Source organism: Anoxybacteroides voinovskiense, from assembly GCF_014196205.1.
Taxonomy (GTDB): Bacteria; Bacillota; Bacilli; order Bacillales; family Anoxybacillaceae; genus Anoxybacteroides; species Anoxybacteroides voinovskiense.
In genome coordinates, this window is sequence record NZ_JACIDE010000002.1 from 171,374 (window position 1) to 193,238 (window position 21,865).

Genomic DNA, 21,865 nt, shown 5'->3' on the forward strand with positions numbered 1-21,865 from the left:
GGATGAAGCAACGAATCATCACAGGGGTGATTGCCGCTGCCCTTTTTTTACCGATTGTTATTTTTGGCGGCATTCCTTTTATTGTTGTAACATATGTATTAGCAACGATTGGCTTGTTTGAATTATTGCGGATGAAAAATACGAAGCTTCTTTCAAGCGCCGGTGTGATAAGCACGCTATTCGTGTGGGGGTTGCTTGCGCGCGAATCGTGGCTTTTGCCGTTAACGAAACTAGACTTGCTTTTACTTATCACCCTTTTCTTGCTTATTTATACGGTGACGACAAAAAATCGCTTTACGTTTGATGATGCGGCATTTGCCATGTTAGCTAGTCTTTACGTCGGCTTTGGGTTTCATTACTTTATGGAAACGCGTCTAGCCGGTCTTTCCCTTATGTTTTACGCGCTATTTATCATTTGGGCGACCGATACAGGGGCCTATTTTACAGGCCGCGCGTTCGGAAGACGGAAACTTTGGCCGGAAATTAGCCCGAATAAAACAGTGGAAGGATCGATTGGTGGCACGGTTTGTGCGTTAATCGTTGCCCTTATTTACCAATGGTTTACCGATTCTTTTGCGAGCGTTCCGCTTTTGCTTGTGATGACGCTCGTGCTTTCGGTCGTTGGACAGATGGGAGATTTAGTCGAATCGGCGTTTAAGCGGCATTATGGGGTAAAAGATTCAGGCAATCTGTTGCCAGGGCATGGCGGCATTTTAGACCGGTTTGATAGCTTATTGTTTATGCTACCAATTTTGCATCTTTTCTTAAAAATGTAGTGGGAGTGAATACGTTGAAGTATATTAGTTTATTAGGTGCGAGCGGCTCGATTGGAAAGCAGACGCTAGATGTCATTGATGCGCACCGAGAAAAATTTCGCCTCATCGCTTTATCCGTCGGGAAAAATGTAGAAGCGGCGAAACAAGCGATTGACCAATTTCAGCCCGAACTTGTTGCGGTCGCTGATTGGCAGGCGTTTTCTGCACTGCGTGCGGAATATAACGGAAAAGCGAAAATCGTCGCTGGCGACGAAGGATTGATTGAAGTTGCTACCCATCCAAAAGCGGATATGGTAGTGAATGCGGTTGTCGGCAGCATTGGACTTGTGCCGACATTAAAGGCCATCGAAGCGGGCAAGACGATTGCCATAGCAAACAAAGAAACGCTTGTGACAGCAGGTCATATTGTCACAGAAGCAGCGAACAAACATGACGTGGCGCTTCTTCCCGTCGATAGCGAACATTCCGCGATTTTTCAATGTTTGCAAGGAGAACAGCCGAAAACGATTGAGAAAATTATTTTAACGGCGTCAGGCGGAAGTTTCCGCGACCGAACACGCGAACAGCTTCGCCATGTAACAGTCGAAGAGGCGCTTCGCCATCCAAACTGGTCGATGGGAGCAAAAATTACGATTGATTCGGCGACGATGATGAATAAAGGGCTTGAAGTCATTGAAGCGCACTGGCTCTTTCAGTTGCCATATGAACAAATTGATGTATTGTTACATAGGGAAAGCATCGTTCATTCGCTCGTTCAGTTTCACGACAGCAGCATCATCGCCCAACTTGGAACACCGGATATGCGCGTCCCGATTCAATATGCGCTCACCTACCCTGACCGACTAGAAGTAAAAGGCGCAAAAAAGCTACATTTAGCAGAAGTCGGGAAGCTTCATTTCGAAGCAGTTGATTTTGACCGTTACCGTTGTTTACAATTTGCATATGAGGCAGGAAAAAAGGGCGGTTCGTTGCCGACGGTGTTGAACGCGGCGAACGAGGAAGCGGTGGCGGCGTTTTTAAGCGGGCGCATATCGTTTTTAATGATTGAAGAGCTCATTGAACGGGCGTTAGCGCAGCATACAATCATTCATCAACCGACGCTTGATGACATTCGAGCTGTTGACGAAGAAACGCGCCGCTATATCCAGTCACTATTAACATAAAGGGTGGTTGAAAATTTGAACACGTTAAATACAGTTATTGCGTTTGTCGCCATTTTCGGGGCGCTCGTGTTTTTTCACGAACTTGGGCATTTAATTTTTGCGAAGCGCGCTGGCATTTTATGTCGGGAGTTTGCCGTTGGGTTTGGTCCAAAAGTGTTTTCATTCAAATGGGGGGAAACGGTCTATACGATTCGATTACTTCCGTTAGGCGGATTTGTCCGCATGGCTGGTGAAGACCCAGAAATGATTGAAGTAAAGCCAGGGCAAATCGTCGGATTAGAATTCGACCGAGACGGCAATGTGAACAAAATTATTATCAATCATAAAGACGAATATCCAGAGGCGAAAATCATTGAAGTGGAGCAAGCCGATTTAGAGCATGGCATGTACATTACTGGCTACGAAGATGAGGACGGAGAGCGGCTCGTTCGCTTTTCAGTGAGCGAACCAGCGTTCTTTGTGCACGATCATCAAGAAATTCAAATTGCGCCGTACCACCGCCAATTTGTTTCAAAAACGCTCGGGCAGCGGGCGCTAGCTATTTTCGCAGGACCGTTAGCTAATTTCGTCTTAGCGTTTGCTGTGTTCGTGCTCATCGGTTTATTGCAAGGCTATCCGGTCGATAAACCGATTATCGGGGAGTTAACAAAAGAAGGGGCGGCACGCGAAGCCGGCCTAAAGCAAGGGGACGTCGTGCTGTCGATTGATAATGAGCCAGTGACGACATGGACAGAAGTCGTTGAAATTATTCGCGCCCATCCAGAAGAAAAACTCATGTTTACGATTCAGCGGGATGGGAAATCATTAGATATTCCTGTAACTCCAGAAGCGAAACAAGTCCAGGGAGAAACGATCGGCTTAATTGGCGTCTATGGCCCGATGGAAAAATCGGTAGTCGGCTCGTTTAAACAAGGGGCATTAGAAACGTACTATTGGACAAAACAAATTGTTGTTGGCATCGGCCATTTAATTACCGGGCAATTTTCGCTTGATATGCTATCAGGGCCGGTCGGCATTGCCGTATCGACAAACAAAGTCGCCCAATCCGGCATTTATTACGTCATGAAATGGGGCGCGATTTTAAGCATTAACCTCGGGATTGTGAATTTGTTGCCGCTTCCAGCATTAGACGGTGGACGGTTAATGTTTTTTGCGCTTGAAGCGTTGCGCGGCAAGCCGATTGACCGGCAAAAAGAAGGCATGGTTCATTTTATCGGCTTTGCGTTATTAATGCTACTTATGTTAGTGGTGACATGGAACGACATTCAAAAATTTTTCTTGTAAGAGGTGCACGAAGATGAGACAAAGTCAGTCGTTTATTCCAACGCTACGCGAAATACCAGCGGATGCAGAAGTAAAAAGCCACCAGCTATTGCTAAGGGCTGGGTTTATTCGGCAAAGCGCGAGCGGCGTATATACGTTTTTGCCGCTCGGTCAGCGTGTCTTACAAAAGGTAGAAGCGATTATTCGCGAAGAAATGAATCGGGCGGGCGCGATTGAATTGCTTATGCCAGCGCTTCAGCAAGCGGAGCTTTGGCAAGAATCTGGTCGTTGGTATTCGTACGGACCAGAGCTTATGCGCTTAAAAGACCGCCACGACCGCGATTTTGCGCTCGGCCCGACACATGAAGAAGTCATTACTGCGCTTGTACGAGACGAAGTACGAACATATAAAAAACTACCGCTGACGTTATATCAAATTCAGACGAAATTTCGTGATGAAAAACGTCCGCGCTTTGGGTTGTTGCGTGGCCGTGAATTTATTATGAAAGATGCGTATTCGTTTCATACGTCAAAAGAAAGTTTAGATGACGTATACAACAAAATGTACGAGGCATATTCGAATATTTTCCGCCGCTGCGGTTTGAATTTCCGTGCGGTAATCGCTGATTCAGGGGCAATTGGTGGAAAAGATACACATGAATTTATGGTATTGTCTGAAATCGGAGAAGATACAATCGCATATTCCGATGCGTCCGATTATGCAGCCAATATTGAAATGGCCCCAGTCGTAACGACATACGAAAAAAGTGATGAGCCAATTCGTTCCCTAGAAAAAGTGCATACGCCAACGCAAAAAACAATTGAAGAAGTGTCGGCATTTTTACAAGTCGCGCCGGAAAAATGCATTAAGTCGTTATTGTTTAAAGTAGATGACCGTTACGTCTTAGTGCTCGTCCGCGGCGACCATGAGGCGAACGACGTGAAAGTAAAAAATGTGTTTGAAGCATCGGTTGTTGAACTCGCATCGCCAGAAGAAACGAAAGAAGTGATGCGTTGCTCTGTTGGGTCGCTTGGACCGATTGGGGTGGATGAATCTGTTACCGTTATTGCCGACTATGCGGTGCAAGCAATCGTCAATGGCGTATGCGGGGCGAATGAAGAAGGCTACCACTATATCGGCGTGAACCCAGACCGCGATTTTCACGTATCGCAATATACCGATCTACGCTTTATTCAAGAAGGTGATCCGTCGCCGGATGGAAAAGGAACGATTCGCTTTGCGCGCGGAATTGAAGTCGGACATGTGTTCAAACTAGGCACGCGCTATAGCGAAGCGATGAATGCTACGTATCTTGATGAAAATGGTCGTATGCAAACGATGATTATGGGCTGCTACGGCATCGGTGTTTCTCGTTTACTTGCTGCGATTGCCGAGCAATTTGGCGACGAAAACGGGCTTGTTTGGCCAGCAGCGGTTGCACCGTTCCATGTTCATCTCATTTCGGTGAACCCGAAAAACGATGAACAGCGTGAACTAGCAGAGGAATGGTACGAAAAATTAGGACAAGCAGGACTCGAAGTGCTGTACGACGACCGTCCAGAACGTCCAGGCGTGAAATTTGCCGATAGCGATTTAATCGGAATTCCAGTTCGTGTTACCGTCGGAAAACGCGCCGGTGAAGGCATTGTGGAAGTAAAGGTGCGACAAACAGGGGAATCAATGGAAGTACATGTAAATGAACTAGTCGAAACAGTAAACCGTCTATTACAGTCATCGTAAACGTAAAGGGCTGATTCCTTCTAGGACAGCCCTTCTGCTCATTCCAATTGAGAGGGGAAACGCATGTTAACAAACGAGCAAAAACAACGGTTTCGCGTGTTATTAGAGCAACTCGATTTGACGTCTGATGAACTAGTTCCGTATTTTTCAGGCGCTGGGATAGAAAAATTAGTCATTGAGAAAGAAAAACGATGCTGGCATTTTTATTTTTTACTGCCGCGCATTTTGCCGGCACGCGTGTACGAACTTTTTACCGAACGGCTTGGGCAAGCGTTTCGGCACATTGCGACGGTAAAGCATACTATTCAAACGACGGATACATCATTTACAGCAGCCGATGTCCACGATTATTGGCCGCTTTGTTTACGGTCGTTAGAAGATATGTCATCTCCGCTTCTTCTGCTCCTTCAAGAGCAGCTTCCAACGGTACAAGGCAATAAAATGATTGTGACGGCGCGCAACGAAGCGGAGGCGCTAGCGGTAAAGCGCCGATTTGCGGAAAAATTGCCGGAAATATATGAAACGTTCGGCTTTCCATTGCTTCGGCTAGAAACGGAAGTGAAGCACTCGGAACAAGCGTATGAACAATTTTTGGCGCAAAAACAGCAAGAAGACGAAGCGCGGGCGTTCGCGGCGTTAGCGGAAATGACGGCAAGAAGTGAAACGGCGAAAGAGTCCGTGCCGGAACCGTCAGGACCGCTTGTCATCGGGTATCCGATTCGTGAGGAAGAGGAAGTGCGCACGCTTGATAGCATTATTGAAGAAGAAAAGCGCGTCGTCGTTCAAGGGTATATTTTCGAGGCGGAAGTAAAAGAGTTAAAAAGCGGTCGTTCGCTATTAACGTTTAAAATGACCGATTACACGAACTCGATTTTAGTGAAAATGTTCTCGCGTGACAAAGAAGACGTCGCACTAATGGAAAAAATAAAAAAAGGCATGTGGGTGAAAGTGCGCGGAAGCGTGCAAAACGATACGTTCGTGCGCGACTTAGTACTATTAGCGAACGATGTCAATGAAATCAAGCCGAAAGAGCGGGAAGATACGGCGGAGGAGAAACGGGTAGAGCTTCATTTGCACACCCCAATGAGTCAAATGGATGCAGTCACGTCGGTCACCAAGCTGATTGAACAAGCGAAAAAATGGGGGCATCCGGCGATTGCTGTTACGGACCATGCGGTTGTGCAATCATTTCCTGAGGCGTATAGCGCTGCAAAAAAATACGGCATGAAAGTGTTATATGGGGTGGAAGCGAACATCGTCGATGACGGTGTCCCGATCGCTTACAACGAAGCGCACCGCTTGCTTACGGACGATACGTTTGTAGTGTTTGACGTTGAAACGACTGGACTATCTGCCGTATATAATACGATTATTGAATTAGCTGCCGTCAAAATCAAAGACGGCGAGATTATTGACCGGTTTACGTCATTCGCAAATCCACACCATCCGCTCTCGATTACGACGATCGAATTAACGGGAATTACGGATGAGATGGTGAAAGATGCACCGGATGTCGAAGAGGTATTGCAAACGTTTTATGACTGGATCGGTGACAGTGTGCTTGTGGCACATAACGCGGGCTTTGATATCGGCTTTTTTAACGCCGGTTTGAAAAAAATTGGCATTCCGCGCGTCACGAATCCGGTGATCGACACGCTAGAACTTGCCCGATTTTTATATCCAGAGCTAAAAAACCATCGCTTAAATACCCTTTGTAAAAAGTTTGACATTGAATTAACACAACATCACCGCGCCATTTACGATGCAGAGGCGACAGGGCATTTATTGATGCGAATGCTGAAAGATGCACAAGAAAAAGGAATATTGTACCACGATGAATTAAACGAGCGCTCTCGCCAAGAAACGGCGTATCAGCGTTCTCGTCCGTTCCATGTGACGCTGCTTGCGCAAAACGAGGTTGGCTTAAAAAACTTATTTAAGCTCGTTTCGTTAGCGCACGTGCAATATTTTTATCGCGTGCCGCGCATTCCGCGTTCGGTGTTGCAACAACATCGAGAAGGAATTTTAATCGGGTCCGGTTGCGACAAAGGGGAAGTGTTTGAGCAAGTCATGCAAAAATCGCTAGAAGAAGTAGAGGAAGTGGCGAAGTTTTACGACTTTTTAGAAGTTCATCCGCCGGCGGTTTACGAACCGCTTATTGAGATGGACTATGTGAAAGACGAGGAGACGCTAAAAGAAGTGATTCGTAACATCGTCTTGCTTGGCGAAAAGCTCAACATCCCAGTCGTGGCGACGGGAAATGTCCATTATTTGCATCCGGAGGATAAAATTTACCGAAAAATTTTAATTCATTCGCAAGCGGGGGCGAATCCGCTGAATCGCCACGCGTTGCCGGACGTCTATTTCCGCACGACAAATGAAATGTTAGAGGCGTTTTCGTTTCTCGGAGAAGCGAAAGCGAAAGAAATTGTCGTGACGAACACAAACAAAATTGCGGACTTAATCGAAGAAGTAAAGCCGATTAAAGATGAGCTATATACGCCGCGCATTGAAGGGGCGGACGAAGAAATTCGCGAAATGAGCTACCGGCGGGCGAAAGAAATATATGGCGATCCGTTGCCGGAAATTGTCGAGAAGCGGTTAGAAAAAGAATTAAAAAGCATTATCGGCCACGGGTTTGCCGTCATTTATTTAATTTCGCATAAGCTAGTGAAAAAGTCGCTCGATGACGGCTACCTTGTCGGTTCGCGCGGTTCGGTCGGCTCGTCGTTTGTGGCAACGATGACGGAAATTACAGAAGTAAACCCGCTTCCGCCGCATTACGTATGCCCAAGCTGCAAACATTCCGAGTTTTTCAACGACGGCTCGGTCGGTTCAGGATTTGATTTGCCGGATAAAGATTGTCCGAAATGCGGCACGAAATATAAAAAAGACGGCCACGATATCCCGTTTGAAACGTTTTTAGGCTTTAAAGGGGATAAAGTACCAGATATTGATTTAAACTTCTCTGGTGAGTATCAGCCGCGGGCTCATAACTACACGAAAGTGCTGTTTGGCGAAGACAACGTCTATCGTGCAGGAACGATTGGCACTGTTGCGGATAAAACAGCGTACGGGTTTGTTAAAGGGTATGCAAGCGATTTAAATTTAACGTTGCGCGGAGCGGAAATTGACCGTCTAGCCGCGGGGTGCACCGGCGTGAAACGGACGACAGGACAACATCCAGGCGGCATTATCGTCGTGCCGGACTACATGGACATTTACGATTTTACGCCGATTCAATATCCAGCAGATGCAACAAACGCGGAATGGCGAACGACGCATTTTGATTTCCATTCGATTCACGACAATTTGCTAAAGCTTGATATTCTCGGCCACGACGACCCGACGGTGATTCGGATGCTGCAAGATTTAAGCGGCATTGACCCGAAAACCATTCCGACGGACGACCCGGAAGTGATGAAAATTTTCAGCGGCACGGAATCGCTTGGCGTCACGCCGGAGCAAATTATGTGCAATGTCGGCACGCTTGGCATTCCGGAATTCGGAACAAGGTTTGTCCGGCAGATGTTAGAAGATACAAAACCAAAAACATTTTCAGAGCTTGTGCAAATTTCCGGCCTTTCGCACGGCACAGACGTATGGCTTGGCAATGCACAAGAACTAATTCAAAACGGAACGTGTACCTTGTCGGAAGTTATCGGCTGCCGCGACGATATTATGGTGTATTTAATTTATCGCGGCTTAGAGCCATCGCTAGCGTTTAAAATTATGGAATCCGTCCGGAAAGGAAAAGGACTCACCCCAGAATTCGAAGAAGAAATGCGCAAACACAACGTACCAGAATGGTATATCGAATCATGCAAAAAAATTAAGTATATGTTTCCGAAGGCGCACGCAGCTGCGTACGTCTTAATGGCAGTGCGCATTGCGTATTTTAAAGTGCATCATCCGCTATTGTATTACGCGTCCTATTTTACCGTACGGGCGGAAGATTTTGATTTAGATGCGATGGTGAAAGGGTCAGCCGCCATTCGCAAGCGCATCGAAGAAATTAATGCCAAAGGGTTAGATGCGACCGCAAAAGAGAAAAACTTGCTCACGGTGCTAGAAATCGCCTTAGAAATGTGCGAGCGCGGCTTCTCGTTTAAAAATATTGACCTATACCGTTCGCAAGCAACGGAATTTATCATCGACGGTAACTCGCTCATTCCGCCGTTTAATGCTATTCCGGGGCTCGGAGAAAACGTTGCGTTAAACATTGTTCGCGCTCGCGAAGAAGGAGAATTTCTATCAAAAGAAGACTTACAGCAGCGCGGGAAAGTATCGAAAACGATTTTAGAGTATTTAGAAAGTCGCGGCTGCCTTGACTCACTGCCGGACCATAACCAACTTTCGTTATTCTAGTCTGACCGGTTGAAAAATATTTTCCAATATGTTATAGTTTTAGGGGAAATGGTGAAGATAATCGGTAAGAGAAGAGTGGGGAAACCCACTCTTTCGCATTGATTGGCTATATTTCCGCTCGTTAACAAATGATTTTCTCGAAGTGTAGGAGGGAAAAAATGGGCAAAAAGGTAACAGAAGTCGTCGAAGAACTAGTCGTGCCAATTCTTGACGATATGGACCTTGAATTAGTCGATATTGAGTATGTAAAAGAGGGAAAAAATTGGTTTTTGCGAGTGTTCATCGACTCAGAAGAAGGAATTGATATTGAGCAATGCGGCGTTGTCAGCGAAAAATTAAGCGAAAAATTAGACGCTGTTGACCCGATTCCATATAACTACTTTTTGGAAGTATCTTCTCCAGGAGCAGAACGCCCGTTAAAGAAAGCGAAAGATTTTGAGCGAGCCGTCGGGAAAAACGTATATATTAAAACATACGAACCAATTGAAGGAGAAAAAGAGTTCGAAGGCGAATTGACAAACTTTGATGGCCAAACGGTCACCGTTACCGTCAAGCAAAAAACGCGCCGAAAATCGATTGACATTCCATTCGAAAAAATTGCAAGCGCAAGGCTTGCTGTGATCTTTTTCTAATTGTTCGAAAAGGGGGATTTTCGTTTCATGAATACGCAACTATTAGACGCGTTAGCCGCGCTTGTGAAAGAAAAAGGCATTAGCCAAGACGTGCTCGTTGAAGCGATTGAAGCGGCGATTATCTCGGCATATAAACGCAACTTTGGTCAAGCGCAAAACGTGCGCGTCGACTTCAACATCGAAACAGGCACGATTCGAGTATTTGCTCGCAAGGAAGTCGTCGAAGAAGTATACGACTCCCGCCTAGAAATCTCACTCGACGAAGCCCGCCTCATCAATCCAAACTACCAAGTAGGCGACGTTGTCGAGATGGAAGTCACACCAAAAGATTTCGGCCGCATTGCTGCACAAACCGCGAAACAAGTCGTCACCCAACGCGTGCGCGAAGCAGAGCGCGGCGTTATTTATGCGGAGTTTATCGACCGCGAAGAAGACATTATGACAGGCATCGTTCAACGAGTCGACCCGCGCTATGCATATGTCAGCCTTGGCAAAGTCGAGGCATTGCTTCCGGTCAGCGAACAAATGCCAAACGAAACATATAAACCGCACGACCGACTCAAAGTGTTTATTACGAAAGTAGAAAAAACGACAAAAGGGCCACAAATTTTCGTCTCCCGTACGCACCCTGGGTTATTAAAACGCTTGTTTGAACTAGAAGTGCCAGAAATTTATGATGGGACAGTAGAAATTAAATCGATTGCTCGCGAAGCCGGCGACCGCTCGAAAATTTCCGTCCACTCGGACAATCCAGAAGTCGACCCAGTCGGCGCTTGCGTCGGACCAAAAGGGCAACGCGTGCAAGCGGTCGTTGATGAATTAAAAGGAGAAAAAATCGATATCGTCCGTTGGTCGGATGACCCAATCGAATTTGTCGCAAACGCATTAAGCCCAGCGAAAGTGCTGCGCGTCATCGTTAACGAAGCAGAGCGGGCAACGACGGTCATCGTGCCGGACTACCAGCTATCGCTCGCAATTGGAAAGCGGGGACAAAACGCTCGGTTAGCCGCGAAGCTAACGAACTGGAAAATCGACATTAAAAGCGAATCGGAAGCAAAACAACTCGGAATCGCTTACGAACCAGACACTTTGTTTGCTTCTTTTGAGCCATTAGGAAATAATGAAGAAGACATGAACCTAACATTCGATTTGCCAACAGAAGAAATCGAGTGAGGGGGGAACGGAATGAAAAAAATTCCAATGCGAAAATGTGTTGTAACGGGTGAAATGAAACCGAAAAAAGAAATGATTCGCATCGTTCGTTCCAAAGAAGGCGAAGTATCAATTGATCCGACCGGGAAAAAAGCTGGTCGCGGAGCCTACATCACGTTAGAGAAAGAATGTATTTTGCTCGCGAAAAAGAAAAAAGTATTGGCGCACCATTTAAAAGCAGAAATTAGCGACGCGTTGTACGACGAACTGCTTCAACTCGCAGAAAAGGAGACAAACGCAGCGAATGAAAAATAAATGGTCATCGTTGCTTGGACTAGCGACCCGAGCGCGCAAAGTCGTTTCTGGCGAAGAATTAGTCGTTAAAGAGATTCGCAGCGGGAGAGCGAAACTTGTGATTTTATCCGACGACGCATCGACTAATACGCGCAAAAAAATCGAGGATAAATGTACATCATACGAAATCCCGTTGCGCTATGCACCCGACCGCTACATGCTTGGGCAAGCGATCGGAAAAGACGCACGGGTAGTCGTCGCCGTCATCGACGATGGGTTTGCACAAACGTTAATGACGCTGTTCGACGAATCATTGTGGGGGTGAATCTATGTCTAAAATCCGTGTATATGAATACGCGAAAAAAAATAACGTTTCCAGTAAAGACATCATTCATAAGTTAAAAGAAATGAATATTGAAGTTTCCAATCATATGGCAACGCTCGAACCAGAAGTCATCGCAAAACTTGATAGTATGTATAAAAAAGCTGAGCCGGCCAAAAAAAGCACGCCAAAGCCGCCAGTGAAAGAAAAACAAAACGTGACCGTGAAACCAAAAGGACTAGTCCCTGGGTTTGATGAAGACGAGGAAGAAGTCATCACAACAAAAGTACCGATTAAAAAAGCGGTGACGAAAAACAAGGAAGGAAAAAAACACGACTTGCAAATCCAACAAAAAGAAAAGAAAATTTTCACAAACAAAAAGAACAAAAAACGAAACTATGAAGCGCCACAACAAGAAATACAAGTGAAAAAAGAAAAAGAGCTTCCGAAAAAAATCACGTTTGAAGGCTCATTAACGGTCGCTGAACTAGCGAAAAAACTAGGCAAACAGCCGTCAGAAATCATTAAAAAACTATTCATGCTCGGCATTACGGCAACAATTAACCAAGACTTAGACAAAGATGCGATCGAGCTTATTTGCTCGGATTACGGAGTAGAAGTGGAAGAAAAAATCGTCATCGACGAAACAGATTTCGAGTCGCTTGAAATTGTCGATGATCCGGCTAATTTGATTGAGCGTCCACCGGTTGTGACAATCATGGGGCACGTCGACCACGGAAAAACGACTCTTCTTGACTCAATTCGCAACTCGAAAGTAACCGCGCAAGAAGCGGGTGGCATTACGCAACATATCGGTGCTTACCAAGTAACCGTCAACAATAAGAAAATTACTTTCCTAGACACTCCTGGCCACGAAGCATTTACGACAATGCGGGCAAGGGGAGCGCAAGTAACGGATATCGTTATTCTCGTTGTTGCTGCGGACGACGGTGTCATGCCGCAAACGGTCGAAGCGATTAACCATGCGAAAGCAGCAAACGTGCCAATTATTGTCGCGGTGAACAAAATCGACAAACCGACGGCAAACCCAGACCGCGTCATGCAAGAATTAATGGAATACGAACTCGTTCCAGAAGAATGGGGCGGCGATACGATTTATTGCAAACTATCCGCTTTAACAGGAGAAGGTATTGACAACTTATTAGAAATGATTCTTCTCGTCAGTGAAATGGAAGAATTAAAAGCAAATCCAAACCGACGGGCGCTCGGAACGGTCATTGAAGCGAAGCTTGATAAAGGGCGTGGACCTGTCGCTACATTGCTTGTTCAAACAGGAACGTTGCACATCGGTGATCCGATTGTCGTCGGCAGCACGTATGGCCGTGTGCGGGCGATGACAAACGATGTCGGCCGCCGCGTTAAAGAAGCAGGGCCGTCTACACCAGTCGAAATTACAGGGTTAAACGACGTGCCACAAGCCGGCGACCGCTTTATGGTGTTTGAAGACGAGAAAAAAGCGCGACAAATTGGCGAAGCGCGCGCGCAAAAACAATTGCTTGAACAGCGCAGCGTCAAAACGCGTGTCAGCCTCGATGATTTATTCGAAAAAATTAAGCAAGGCGAAATGAAAGAGCTAAACATTATCGTCAAAGCGGACGTGCAAGGTTCTGTCGAAGCACTCGTTGCCGCTTTGCAAAAAATCGATATTGAAGGTGTGCGCGTCAAAATTATTCACTCTGGCGTCGGCGCGATTACGGAATACGATATTATGCTTGCCTCTGCTTCTAATGCGATCGTCATCGGCTTTAACGTTCGTCCGGATGCGAACGCCAAACGAGTGGCAGAATCCGAAAAAGTCGACATTCGTTTGCACCGCATCATCTACAAAGTGATTGAAGAAATTGAAGCAGCGATGAAAGGGATGCTTGACCCAGAATACGAAGAAAAAGTCATCGGGCAAGCAGAAGTTCGGCAAACGTTTAAAGTATCGAAAGTTGGCACGATTGCCGGCTGCTATGTGACGGACGGAAAAATTACGCGCGACAGCAGCGTGCGCCTCATTCGCCAAGGGGTCGTCGTATATGAAGGACAAATCGACACATTAAAACGATTCAAAGACGATGTGAAAGAAGTCGCGCAAGGATATGAGTGCGGCGTGACGATTAAAAACTTCAACGACATTAAAGAAGGCGACGTTATCGAAGCGTATATTATGCAGGAAGTCGAGCGGAAATGATTGGCTACGTCGAATGCGAATGCCTGATTTACGACGCGCAATCATTAAAAGAAAAGCGAGCCGTGTTGCAACGAATAATGACACGGCTCCGGCAAAAATATAATATATCAGTAGCCGAAATCGATTACCAAGACGTATGGCAACGGACGAAACTAGGGATTGTTGCCGTTACATCAGAGCGGACAGCGACGGAAAAAGAGCTGTATCGCGCGTTAGAGATGATTGACTCTTTTCCGGAAATCGAACGGACGGTTACCACATTTGATTGGTTTTAATCGAGGTGAGAAAAATGAGTTTGCGAGCTACACGTGTTGGTGAACAAATGAAAAAAGAATTAAGTGACATTATCGGGCGCAAACTTAAAGACCCGCGCATCGGGTTTGTGACAGTCACCGATGTTCGCGTCACTGGCGATTTGCAGCAAGCGAAAGTGTATATTTCTGTTCTCGGCGATGAAGAACAAAAGAAAAATACGCTTAAAGGACTAGCGAAAGCAACAGGGTTCATTCGTTCCGAAATCGGCCAACGCATTCGTTTGCGCAAAACGCCGGAAATTTATTTTGAAATTGACGAATCAATCGATTACGGAAACCGCATTGAATCGTTAATTCGCCAAATTTCCCAAGAACATACGAAAGAGGAATAATGGATAGACGTGCGGTCTATCCATTTCCATTATTTACATATCACCATCTAGCATAGGAGGGGAGTGTAGTGGACGGGGTATTATTGTTACATAAACCAGCTGGCATGACGTCACACGATTGCGTGTTTCGAATTCGCCGCCTATTTCAAACAAAAAAAGTCGGGCATACAGGCACACTCGACCCAGACGTTTCTGGCGTATTGCCAATTTGTATTGGCAAAGCGACAAGAATTGCGGAATTTTTAACAGGAGCAACCAAAACGTATGAAGGAGAAGTGACGTTAGGGACGGCGACGACAACAGAAGACGCTTCTGGCGAAATCGTTGCGACAAAACCAGTTGATCGGGCGATTACGCGCCAAGAAATTGAGCATGTTTTTCAGCAGCTAACCGGGGAAATTCAGCAAACACCGCCGATGTACTCTGCGGTGAAAGTAAACGGCAAAAAATTGTACGAATACGCACGTGCTGGCATCGCAGTTGAACGGCCGTCGCGAGTCGTGACGATTCACGAATTAACGTTATTGGACGATCGAACCGTTTTCATCGGAGAACATCTTTCTTTTCGCTTTCGCGTGACATGCAGCAAAGGAACATACGTCCGCACATTAGCGGTGATGATTGGCGAACAGCTTGGCTTTCCTGCGCATATGTCACATTTAGTCCGAACGGCATCCGGAGCATTTACGCTTGAGCAATGTGTGACATTTTCCGAAATAGAAGACTTTATTGCCCGTGGAGAAGGAGAACGTTTGCTCCTTCCGATCGAAAAAGCGCTTTTTCATTTGCCGAAATATGAAATGCATGATAAAGTAGCAGAGAAAGTAAAAAACGGTGCGATTTTACCTCTTCCGGAAGAATTACAATTACTTGAAGGCCCTGTATTAATGGTTAATGAAAAAAATGAAGCAGTTGCCCTTTACTATAAGCATCCGACGAAGCCGCATTTATGGAAGCCATTAAAAGTATTTTCGTGATCGGCGAAAAACAGAAGGTGAAACTATGGAAACAATGTTTATTACACATCCGCACGATCGAAAAAAAGAAAATTTCCCGCCAACTGTCATGGCGCTCGGCTATTTCGACGGTGTTCATCTCGGACATCAACAAGTCATTCGAACAGCGGTAGAACTGGCAGCTGAGGCTGGCTATAAAAGTGCCGTCATGACGTTTCACCCGCACCCGTCTGTCGTACTTAGGAAGAAAGAAGCGCACGTCCAGCTGATTACGCCGCTTCGCGAAAAAGAGCGGCTCATCGCCCAGTTGGGGGTAGATTATTTGTACGTCGTCGAGTTTACCCCTTCGTTTGCCGATCTTCTTCCGCAGCAATTTGTCGATCAATATATTATCGATTTTCACGTGAAACATGTCGTTGCTGGCTTTGATTTTACATACGGCCGCCTCGGAAAAGGGACGATGGAAACACTCCCGTTTCATGCGCGCGAGCAATTTACGCATACGATCGTTCCAAAGCTAGCAAGAAACGGCGAAAAAGTGAGTTCCACCTACATTCGACAGTTGCTAAAAAGCGGGGACGTCGATCAACTCCCGCCATTGCTTAGTCGTTTCTATACAGTCAAAGGGACAGTCATTGACGGAGAAAAGCGGGGGCGTACAATCGGCTTTCCAACCGCCAACATTGCCCTAACAGACGATTACCTTTTGCCAGCGCTTGGTGTATATGCGGTGAAAATTCATATCGGAACAGAAGTGTACAACGGTGTATGTAACGTCGGATACAAACCGACATTTCATGCCGAGCGTCAAGGACAACCACATATAGAAGTGCATATTTTTAATTTTGCAGCCGATATTTATGGGCAAACGGTCACGATCGAATGGCATAAACGGCTACGCAGTGAACAAAAATTTTCGAGCATTGAACAATTAATAAAGCAAATCGAGCGTGACCAAGAGCAAGCAAAAGCATATTTTCTAAATTTAAGCGAAAATCCTTGCATTTTGTCGCAAAACGATGTATGCTAATAACTGTATGCAAAATAGCCATTGCTTGGCAAGTCGAGTCACCGACGCTTGCTCGGTAATTGGCGGTTAATTTTAAGGAGGTGAACGAGGATGGCATTAACACAAGAACGCAAAAACGAAATCATCAACCAATTCAAAATCCATGACACGGACACTGGTTCGCCAGAAGTTCAAATTGCTATCCTTACAGAGCAAATTAACAACTTGAACGAACATTTACGCGTTCATAAAAAAGACCATCATTCACGTCGCGGATTGTTAAAAATGGTTGGTAAACGTCGCAACCTACTTACGTACTTACGTAATAAAGACGTTACGCGCTATCGTGAATTGATTAACAAACTTGGATTACGTCGATAAAAAGCGGGAGCATTCCCGCTTTTTTGCTAGTTATAAGCGATGCATGAAGACGTGCAATTCATGGTTGATAGTTGGCTAGCGATTCGTTCATACTATAAGTAGTTTACATTTTCGATTTGTACATAGAGAGGAGTACTCATCTATATGGAGCAAGAAAAACGTGTGTTTTCCATCGATTGGGCCGGACGCCCACTCGTTGCGGAAATTGGACAAATGGCGAAACAAGCAAACGGAGCGGTGCTCGTTCGCTACGGGGATACGGTTGTCTTGAGCACAGCGACTGCCTCGAAAGAAGCGAAAAATGTCGATTTTTTTCCATTAACCGTCAATTATGAAGAACGCTTATATGCGGTTGGAAAAATCCCTGGTGGATTCATTAAACGCGAAGGTCGTCCGAGCGAAAAAGCGATTTTAGCAAGCCGCCTCATCGACCGACCGATTCGTCCGTTATTTGCCGAAGGGTTTCGCAACGAAGTACAAGTCGTGTCCATGGTGATGAGCGTCGATCAAGACTGCTCACCAGAAATGGCGGCAATGTTCGGTTCTTCTTTGGCGCTAACGATTTCTGACATTCCGTTTGAAGGACCGATTGCTGGCGTAACGGTAGGACGTGTCGACGGCGAATTCGTCATTAACCCGTCGGTCGAACAAGCGGAAAAAAGCGACATTCACCTTGTTGTCGCGGGAACAAAAGACGCGATTAACATGGTCGAAGCTGGCGCTGACGAAGTTCCAGAAGAAATCATGCTCGAAGCCATCATGTTCGGTCATGAAGAAATTAAACGGCTCATTGCGTTTCAAGAGGAAATTGCTGCACAAGTCGGCAAAGAAAAAATGGCAATCGTTTTATACGAGCTCGACCCACAACTAGAGGCGGAAATTCGCGCCCTTGCGGAAGCGGAAATTAAAAAAGCGGTGCAAGTGCCGGAAAAATTGGCGCGCGAAGCAGCAATTGACGAAGTAAAAGCAAGCGTCATTGCCAAATATGAAGCGCAAGAAGCCGATGAAAATACGCTAAAACAAGTAAACGAAATTTTATACAAACTTGTGAAAGAAGAAGTGCGCCGCCTCATTACCGAAGAAAAAGTGCGTCCGGACGGTCGAAAAATTGACGAAATTCGCCCGCTCGCATCCGCAGTTGGGCTGTTGCCGCGCACGCACGGTTCTGGGTTGTTCACGCGCGGACAGACGCAAGCGCTCAGCGTATGTACATTAGGGGCGCTTGGCGATGTGCAAATTTTGGACGGGCTTGGCATTGAAGAAACGAAACGGTTTATGCACCATTATAACTTCCCGCCGTTTTCCGTCGGGGAAACAGGGGCAATGCGTGGACCAGGACGTCGCGAAATTGGGCACGGGGCGCTTGGCGAACGGGCGCTAGAACCAGTCATTCCGTCCGAAAGAGAATTTCCATATACCATTCGCCTCGTTTCGGAAGTATTAGAGTCGAACGGCTCGACGTCACAAGCAAGCATTTGTGCGAGCACGCTTGCAATGATGGATGCTGGGGTGCCAATTAAAGCACCGGTCGCTGGCATTGCGATGGGGCTTGTCAAAAGCGGTGACCATTATACGATTTTAACAGACATTCAAGGCATGGAAGACCATCTTGGCGATATGGACTTTAAAGTCGCAGGAACAGAAAAAGGTGTCACAGCGCTACAGATGGACATTAAAATTAAAGGACTTTCGCGCGAAATTTTAGAAGAGGCGTTGCAGCAAGCGAAAAAAGGACGGATGGAAATTTTGCGCCATATGATGCAAACGATTAGTGAACCGCGCAAAGAGCTGTCCAAATATGCGCCGAAAATTTTAACGATGCAAATTAATCCAGATAAAATTCGCGACGTTATCGGACCGAGCGGCAAACAAATTAATAAAATTATCGAAGAAACCGGCGTCAAAATTGACATCGAACAAGACGGAACGATTTTCATTTCTTCGGTCAATGAAGAAATGAACCAAAAAGCGAAAAAGATTATTGAAGACATCGTTCGCGAAGTCGAAGTTGGGCAAATTTATTTAGGAAAAGTGAAACGAATCGAAAAATTCGGTGCGTTCGTCGAGTTGTTCAGCGGCAAAGATGGCCTCGTGCACATTTCGGAGCTTGCAGAAGAGCGCGTTGGCAAAGTTGAGGATGTCGTCGGAATTGGTGACGAAATTTTAGTCAAAGTCACAGAAATCGATAAACAAGGACGTGTCAACTTGTCACGAAAAGCGGTGCTGCGCGAACAAAAAGAAAAAGAAAGCAACTAAGGAGCTTAGGACGACCTAGGCTTCTTTGTCGTTTCAAACGGGTTCTATCTTGTCCCTCGACTACATATTTGTAATAAAAAGGGGGGATGGGATATCGCTCGTTACAGCTTACTCATCATTATGCTGCTATTTATATGGGGCATTATTAGCCAATCACCAATCAACGACTACACGGCAAACTTGCGCGAAAAAAGCAGCGAAGCGTCAAAATGGAAAGATCCGTTGTATATAGAAATTCAACAAAAAGCAAAACAATACGAAATTCCGCCGCAAAACGCGGTCATTGATCGCGTTTGGAAAGCAATTCCTGGCTATAATGGCTTAAAAGTAAATGTTGAAGCATCGTACCGCAATATGAAAAAAGGTGGCGTATTTGACGCACAAAAACTTGTATACGAACAAGTATCGCCTTCTGTCCATCTTAATGATTTACCGCCAGCCCCGATTTACCGTGGACACCCAGAAAAACCGATGGTAGCTTTTTTAATTAACGTTGCTTGGGGAGAGGAATACATTCCGAAAATGCTAGAGACATTGAAAAAATATCACGTGCAGGCGACCTTTTTTCTTGAAGGACGTTGGGTAAAAAAGCACCCAGAAATGGCAAAAATGATTGTAGATGCTGGGCACGAAATTGGCAATCATTCCTATAGTCATCCAGACTTAAAAACATTGGATAATTCATCGATTCGGCAGGAATTGCAAAAAACGAACGAAATCATTGAGGCAACAACAGGGGTGACATGTAAATGGTTTGCCCCTCCAAGCGGCAGCTACCGCGACGATGTCGTAAACATTGCACATGATTTACACATGTATACGATTATGTGGAGTGTCGATACAATTGATTGGCAAAAACCGTCGCCATCTGTTATAGTGAAACGGGTAACATCAAAACTTCATCCTGGAGCGATGATTTTAATGCATCCGACATCTTCGACGGCGGAAGCGTTAGAGCCGTTAATTACTGCCATTCAACCAACATATGACATCGGAACGGTCTCTATGTTGTTAGACGAAAAAAGAATTGTGAAAAAATAGGAGGAACGCGAATTTGATTAACAAGTATACGTGTCAAAATGGGGTACGAATTGTCCACGAACATATTCCGACGGTTCGCTCGGTAGCAATCGGCATTTGGATTGGAACTGGCTCGCGCAACGAGCATGAACAAAACAACGGCATTTCCCATTTTTTGGAGCACATGTTTTTTAAAGGAACGAAAACGCGTACCGCTCGTGAAATTGCCGAAGCATTTGACAGCATTGGTGGACAAGTAAACGCCTTTACATCGAAAGAATATACGTGCTATTACGCCAAAGTACTTGATGAACATGCTCACTTTGCGCTCGATATGTTAGCGGATATGTTTTTCCACTCAACGTTTGTGGAGGACGAATTGAAAAAAGAGCGCAACGTCGTATTGGAAGAAATTAAAATGTATGAAGATACACCAGATGATATTGTCCACGATTTATTAAGTAAAGCGTGCTACGCTAGCCATCCGCTTGGGTTTCCAATTTTAGGGACAGAAGAAACGTTGTGCACATTTACTGGCGATTCGTTACGTGAGTACATGGCAGACTATTATACGCCAGACCGTGTCGTCATTTCCGTTGCCGGCAATGTGCCGGAGCGCTTTATCGAAGAAATCGCGGCATATTTCGGCACGTTTACCGCGAAACAAAAACAGGAAAACAACCTTTCGCCTGTTTTCGTCCCACAAAAGTTGGCGCGGCAAAAAGATACCGAGCAAGCACATTTATGCATCGGCTTTAATGGACTTCCGGTTGGTCATGAAGATATTTATAGCTTAATCATTCTCAACAACATTTTAGGGGGAAGCATGAGCAGTCGCTTATTCCAAGAGGTGCGGGAACAGCGCGGATTGGCGTATTCTGTCTTTTCTTATCATTCTTCTTATCGCGATGGCGGATTATTGGCGATTTATGGAGGAACAGGAAGCAACCAATTAGATGTGTTGTTTGAAACGATGCAAGAAACAGTTCGGAAGTTAAAAGAGGACGGCATTACGGAAAAAGAGTTGCAAAACAGCAAAGAACAAATGAAAGGAAACTTGATGCTAAGCTTAGAGAGCACGAATAGCCGCATGAGCCGTAACGGCAAAAATGAGTTGTTGCTTGGTCGTCACCGTTCGCTCGATGAAATCATCGACGAAGTGAACAGCGTGACATTAGAAAAAGTGAACGAGCTTGCCGCTCGGATGTTTAGCGAAGACTATGCCGTTGCGTTAATTAGCCCGGATGGTCAGCTGCCGAGCAAGTTGAATGAATAGAGATGCCTGCAAAACAACTTGCAGGCATTTTTTCTTCTCTTTTCTCTTACAATGATAGTAAAGCGATAAAGGGAGGCATAGATGGTGCGGCTAAGCGAGCTAAGCGGAAAGGAAATTGTCGATGTCCGACGGGCAGAGAGGCTTGGGGTGTTAGGACAAACAGACTTGGAAGTGAACGAGCAAACAGGCCACATTCAAGCATTGTTAATCCCAACGGGAAAATGGTTTGGCTTTCGCAAAGAAGGAAACGAAATTCGCATCCCGTGGAAATATATTCGGAAAATCGGGGAAGATATGGTCATTATTGATTTTCCAGAGGAATAACGGAGCTGGCGCATGCCAGCTCCGCTTTTTTTTGATACATTCACCTAATAGTCGCCATTGACATAAGATGTGGAAGGAATAGTGCCAAT

The 21,865-nt window shown here is 45.7% G+C and carries 19 protein-coding genes; all 19 read left to right on the forward strand.

The genetic code is table 11. The features are described from left to right. Positions 1–2 precede the first annotated feature (2 nt). The 19 genes from GGR02_RS02125 to GGR02_RS02215 all read left to right on the forward strand — a co-directional run bounded on the left by GGR02_RS02125 (position 3) and on the right by GGR02_RS02215 (position 21,776). Entirely contained in the window at positions 3–776 is a 774-nt protein-coding gene (locus GGR02_RS02125; RefSeq protein WP_183183104.1) for a phosphatidate cytidylyltransferase, read from the forward strand. A 5-nt stretch (positions 777–781) separates the two neighbouring features. Continuing rightward, a complete protein-coding gene (locus GGR02_RS02130) occupies positions 782–1,939 on the forward strand; it encodes a 1-deoxy-D-xylulose-5-phosphate reductoisomerase (RefSeq protein WP_183183105.1) in 1,158 nt (385 codons plus the stop codon). Between the two features lie 15 nt (positions 1,940–1,954). Next, on the forward strand, positions 1,955–3,223 hold the full coding sequence (gene rseP, locus GGR02_RS02135; protein ID WP_183183106.1) for an RIP metalloprotease RseP: 1,269 nt from the start codon (positions 1,955–1,957) through the stop codon (positions 3,221–3,223). A gap of 13 nt (positions 3,224–3,236) precedes the next feature. After that, positions 3,237–4,943, forward strand: coding sequence for a proline--tRNA ligase (locus GGR02_RS02140; protein WP_183183108.1), 1,707 nt, complete (start codon positions 3,237–3,239; stop codon positions 4,941–4,943). Between the two features lie 63 nt (positions 4,944–5,006). After that, positions 5,007–9,311: a PolC-type DNA polymerase III gene (locus GGR02_RS02145; protein ID WP_183183109.1), complete on the forward strand. Its 4,305-nt coding sequence runs from the start codon at positions 5,007–5,009 to the stop codon at positions 9,309–9,311. A gap of 158 nt (positions 9,312–9,469) precedes the next feature. Next, positions 9,470–9,943: a ribosome maturation factor RimP gene (gene rimP, locus GGR02_RS02150; RefSeq protein ID WP_066323912.1), complete on the forward strand. Its 474-nt coding sequence runs from the start codon at positions 9,470–9,472 to the stop codon at positions 9,941–9,943. 27 nt (positions 9,944–9,970) lie between these two features. Further along, positions 9,971–11,116, forward strand: coding sequence for a transcription termination factor NusA (gene nusA, locus GGR02_RS02155; protein ID WP_183183110.1), 1,146 nt, complete (start codon positions 9,971–9,973; stop codon positions 11,114–11,116). A gap of 12 nt (positions 11,117–11,128) precedes the next feature. Beyond that, positions 11,129–11,410 (forward strand): RNase P modulator RnpM, encoded by a 282-nt coding sequence (gene rnpM / locus GGR02_RS02160; RefSeq protein ID WP_183183111.1) that lies wholly within the window; start codon positions 11,129–11,131, stop codon positions 11,408–11,410. After that, positions 11,400–11,714, forward strand: a complete 315-nt coding sequence (locus GGR02_RS02165) for a YlxQ family RNA-binding protein (protein ID WP_183183112.1) — start codon at positions 11,400–11,402, stop codon at positions 11,712–11,714. Before rnpM ends, GGR02_RS02165 begins: the two co-directional genes overlap by 11 nt. A gap of 4 nt (positions 11,715–11,718) precedes the next feature. Next, complete coding sequence (gene infB / locus GGR02_RS02170) at positions 11,719–13,908, forward strand: translation initiation factor IF-2 (protein ID WP_183183114.1); 2,190 nt, start codon at positions 11,719–11,721, stop codon at positions 13,906–13,908. Beyond that, positions 13,905–14,183 (forward strand): DUF503 domain-containing protein, encoded by a 279-nt coding sequence (locus GGR02_RS02175; RefSeq protein ID WP_183183115.1) that lies wholly within the window; start codon positions 13,905–13,907, stop codon positions 14,181–14,183. The genes infB and GGR02_RS02175 overlap by 4 nt, the downstream gene beginning before the upstream one ends. 14 nt (positions 14,184–14,197) lie before the next feature. After that, on the forward strand, positions 14,198–14,554 hold the full coding sequence (rbfA, locus tag GGR02_RS02180) for a 30S ribosome-binding factor RbfA (protein WP_183183116.1): 357 nt from the start codon (positions 14,198–14,200) through the stop codon (positions 14,552–14,554). A 68-nt stretch (positions 14,555–14,622) separates the two neighbouring features. Next, entirely contained in the window at positions 14,623–15,531 is a 909-nt protein-coding gene (truB, locus tag GGR02_RS02185) for a tRNA pseudouridine(55) synthase TruB (RefSeq protein WP_183183117.1), read from the forward strand. Positions 15,532–15,556: 25 nt separating this feature from the next. Beyond that, entirely contained in the window at positions 15,557–16,540 is a 984-nt protein-coding gene (ribF, locus tag GGR02_RS02190) for a bifunctional riboflavin kinase/FAD synthetase (protein ID WP_183183118.1), read from the forward strand. A gap of 90 nt (positions 16,541–16,630) precedes the next feature. Continuing rightward, positions 16,631–16,900 carry a 30S ribosomal protein S15 gene (rpsO, locus tag GGR02_RS02195; RefSeq protein ID WP_066323929.1) on the forward strand — a complete coding sequence of 90 codons (270 nt, stop codon included), beginning with the start codon at positions 16,631–16,633 and terminating at the stop codon, positions 16,898–16,900. Positions 16,901–17,044: 144 nt separating this feature from the next. Beyond that, complete coding sequence (gene pnp / locus GGR02_RS02200; protein ID WP_183183119.1) at positions 17,045–19,156, forward strand: polyribonucleotide nucleotidyltransferase; 2,112 nt, start codon at positions 17,045–17,047, stop codon at positions 19,154–19,156. Positions 19,157–19,276: 120 nt separating this feature from the next. Beyond that, positions 19,277–20,197 carry a polysaccharide deacetylase family protein gene (locus GGR02_RS02205; RefSeq protein WP_183183120.1) on the forward strand — a complete coding sequence of 307 codons (921 nt, stop codon included), beginning with the start codon at positions 19,277–19,279 and terminating at the stop codon, positions 20,195–20,197. Positions 20,198–20,210: 13 nt separating this feature from the next. Next, positions 20,211–21,452, forward strand: coding sequence for a M16 family metallopeptidase (locus tag GGR02_RS02210; RefSeq protein WP_183183122.1), 1,242 nt, complete (start codon positions 20,211–20,213; stop codon positions 21,450–21,452). Positions 21,453–21,536: 84 nt separating this feature from the next. Then, positions 21,537–21,776 (forward strand): YlmC/YmxH family sporulation protein, encoded by a 240-nt coding sequence (locus GGR02_RS02215; protein WP_066323936.1) that lies wholly within the window; start codon positions 21,537–21,539, stop codon positions 21,774–21,776. Positions 21,777–21,865 lie beyond the last annotated feature (89 nt).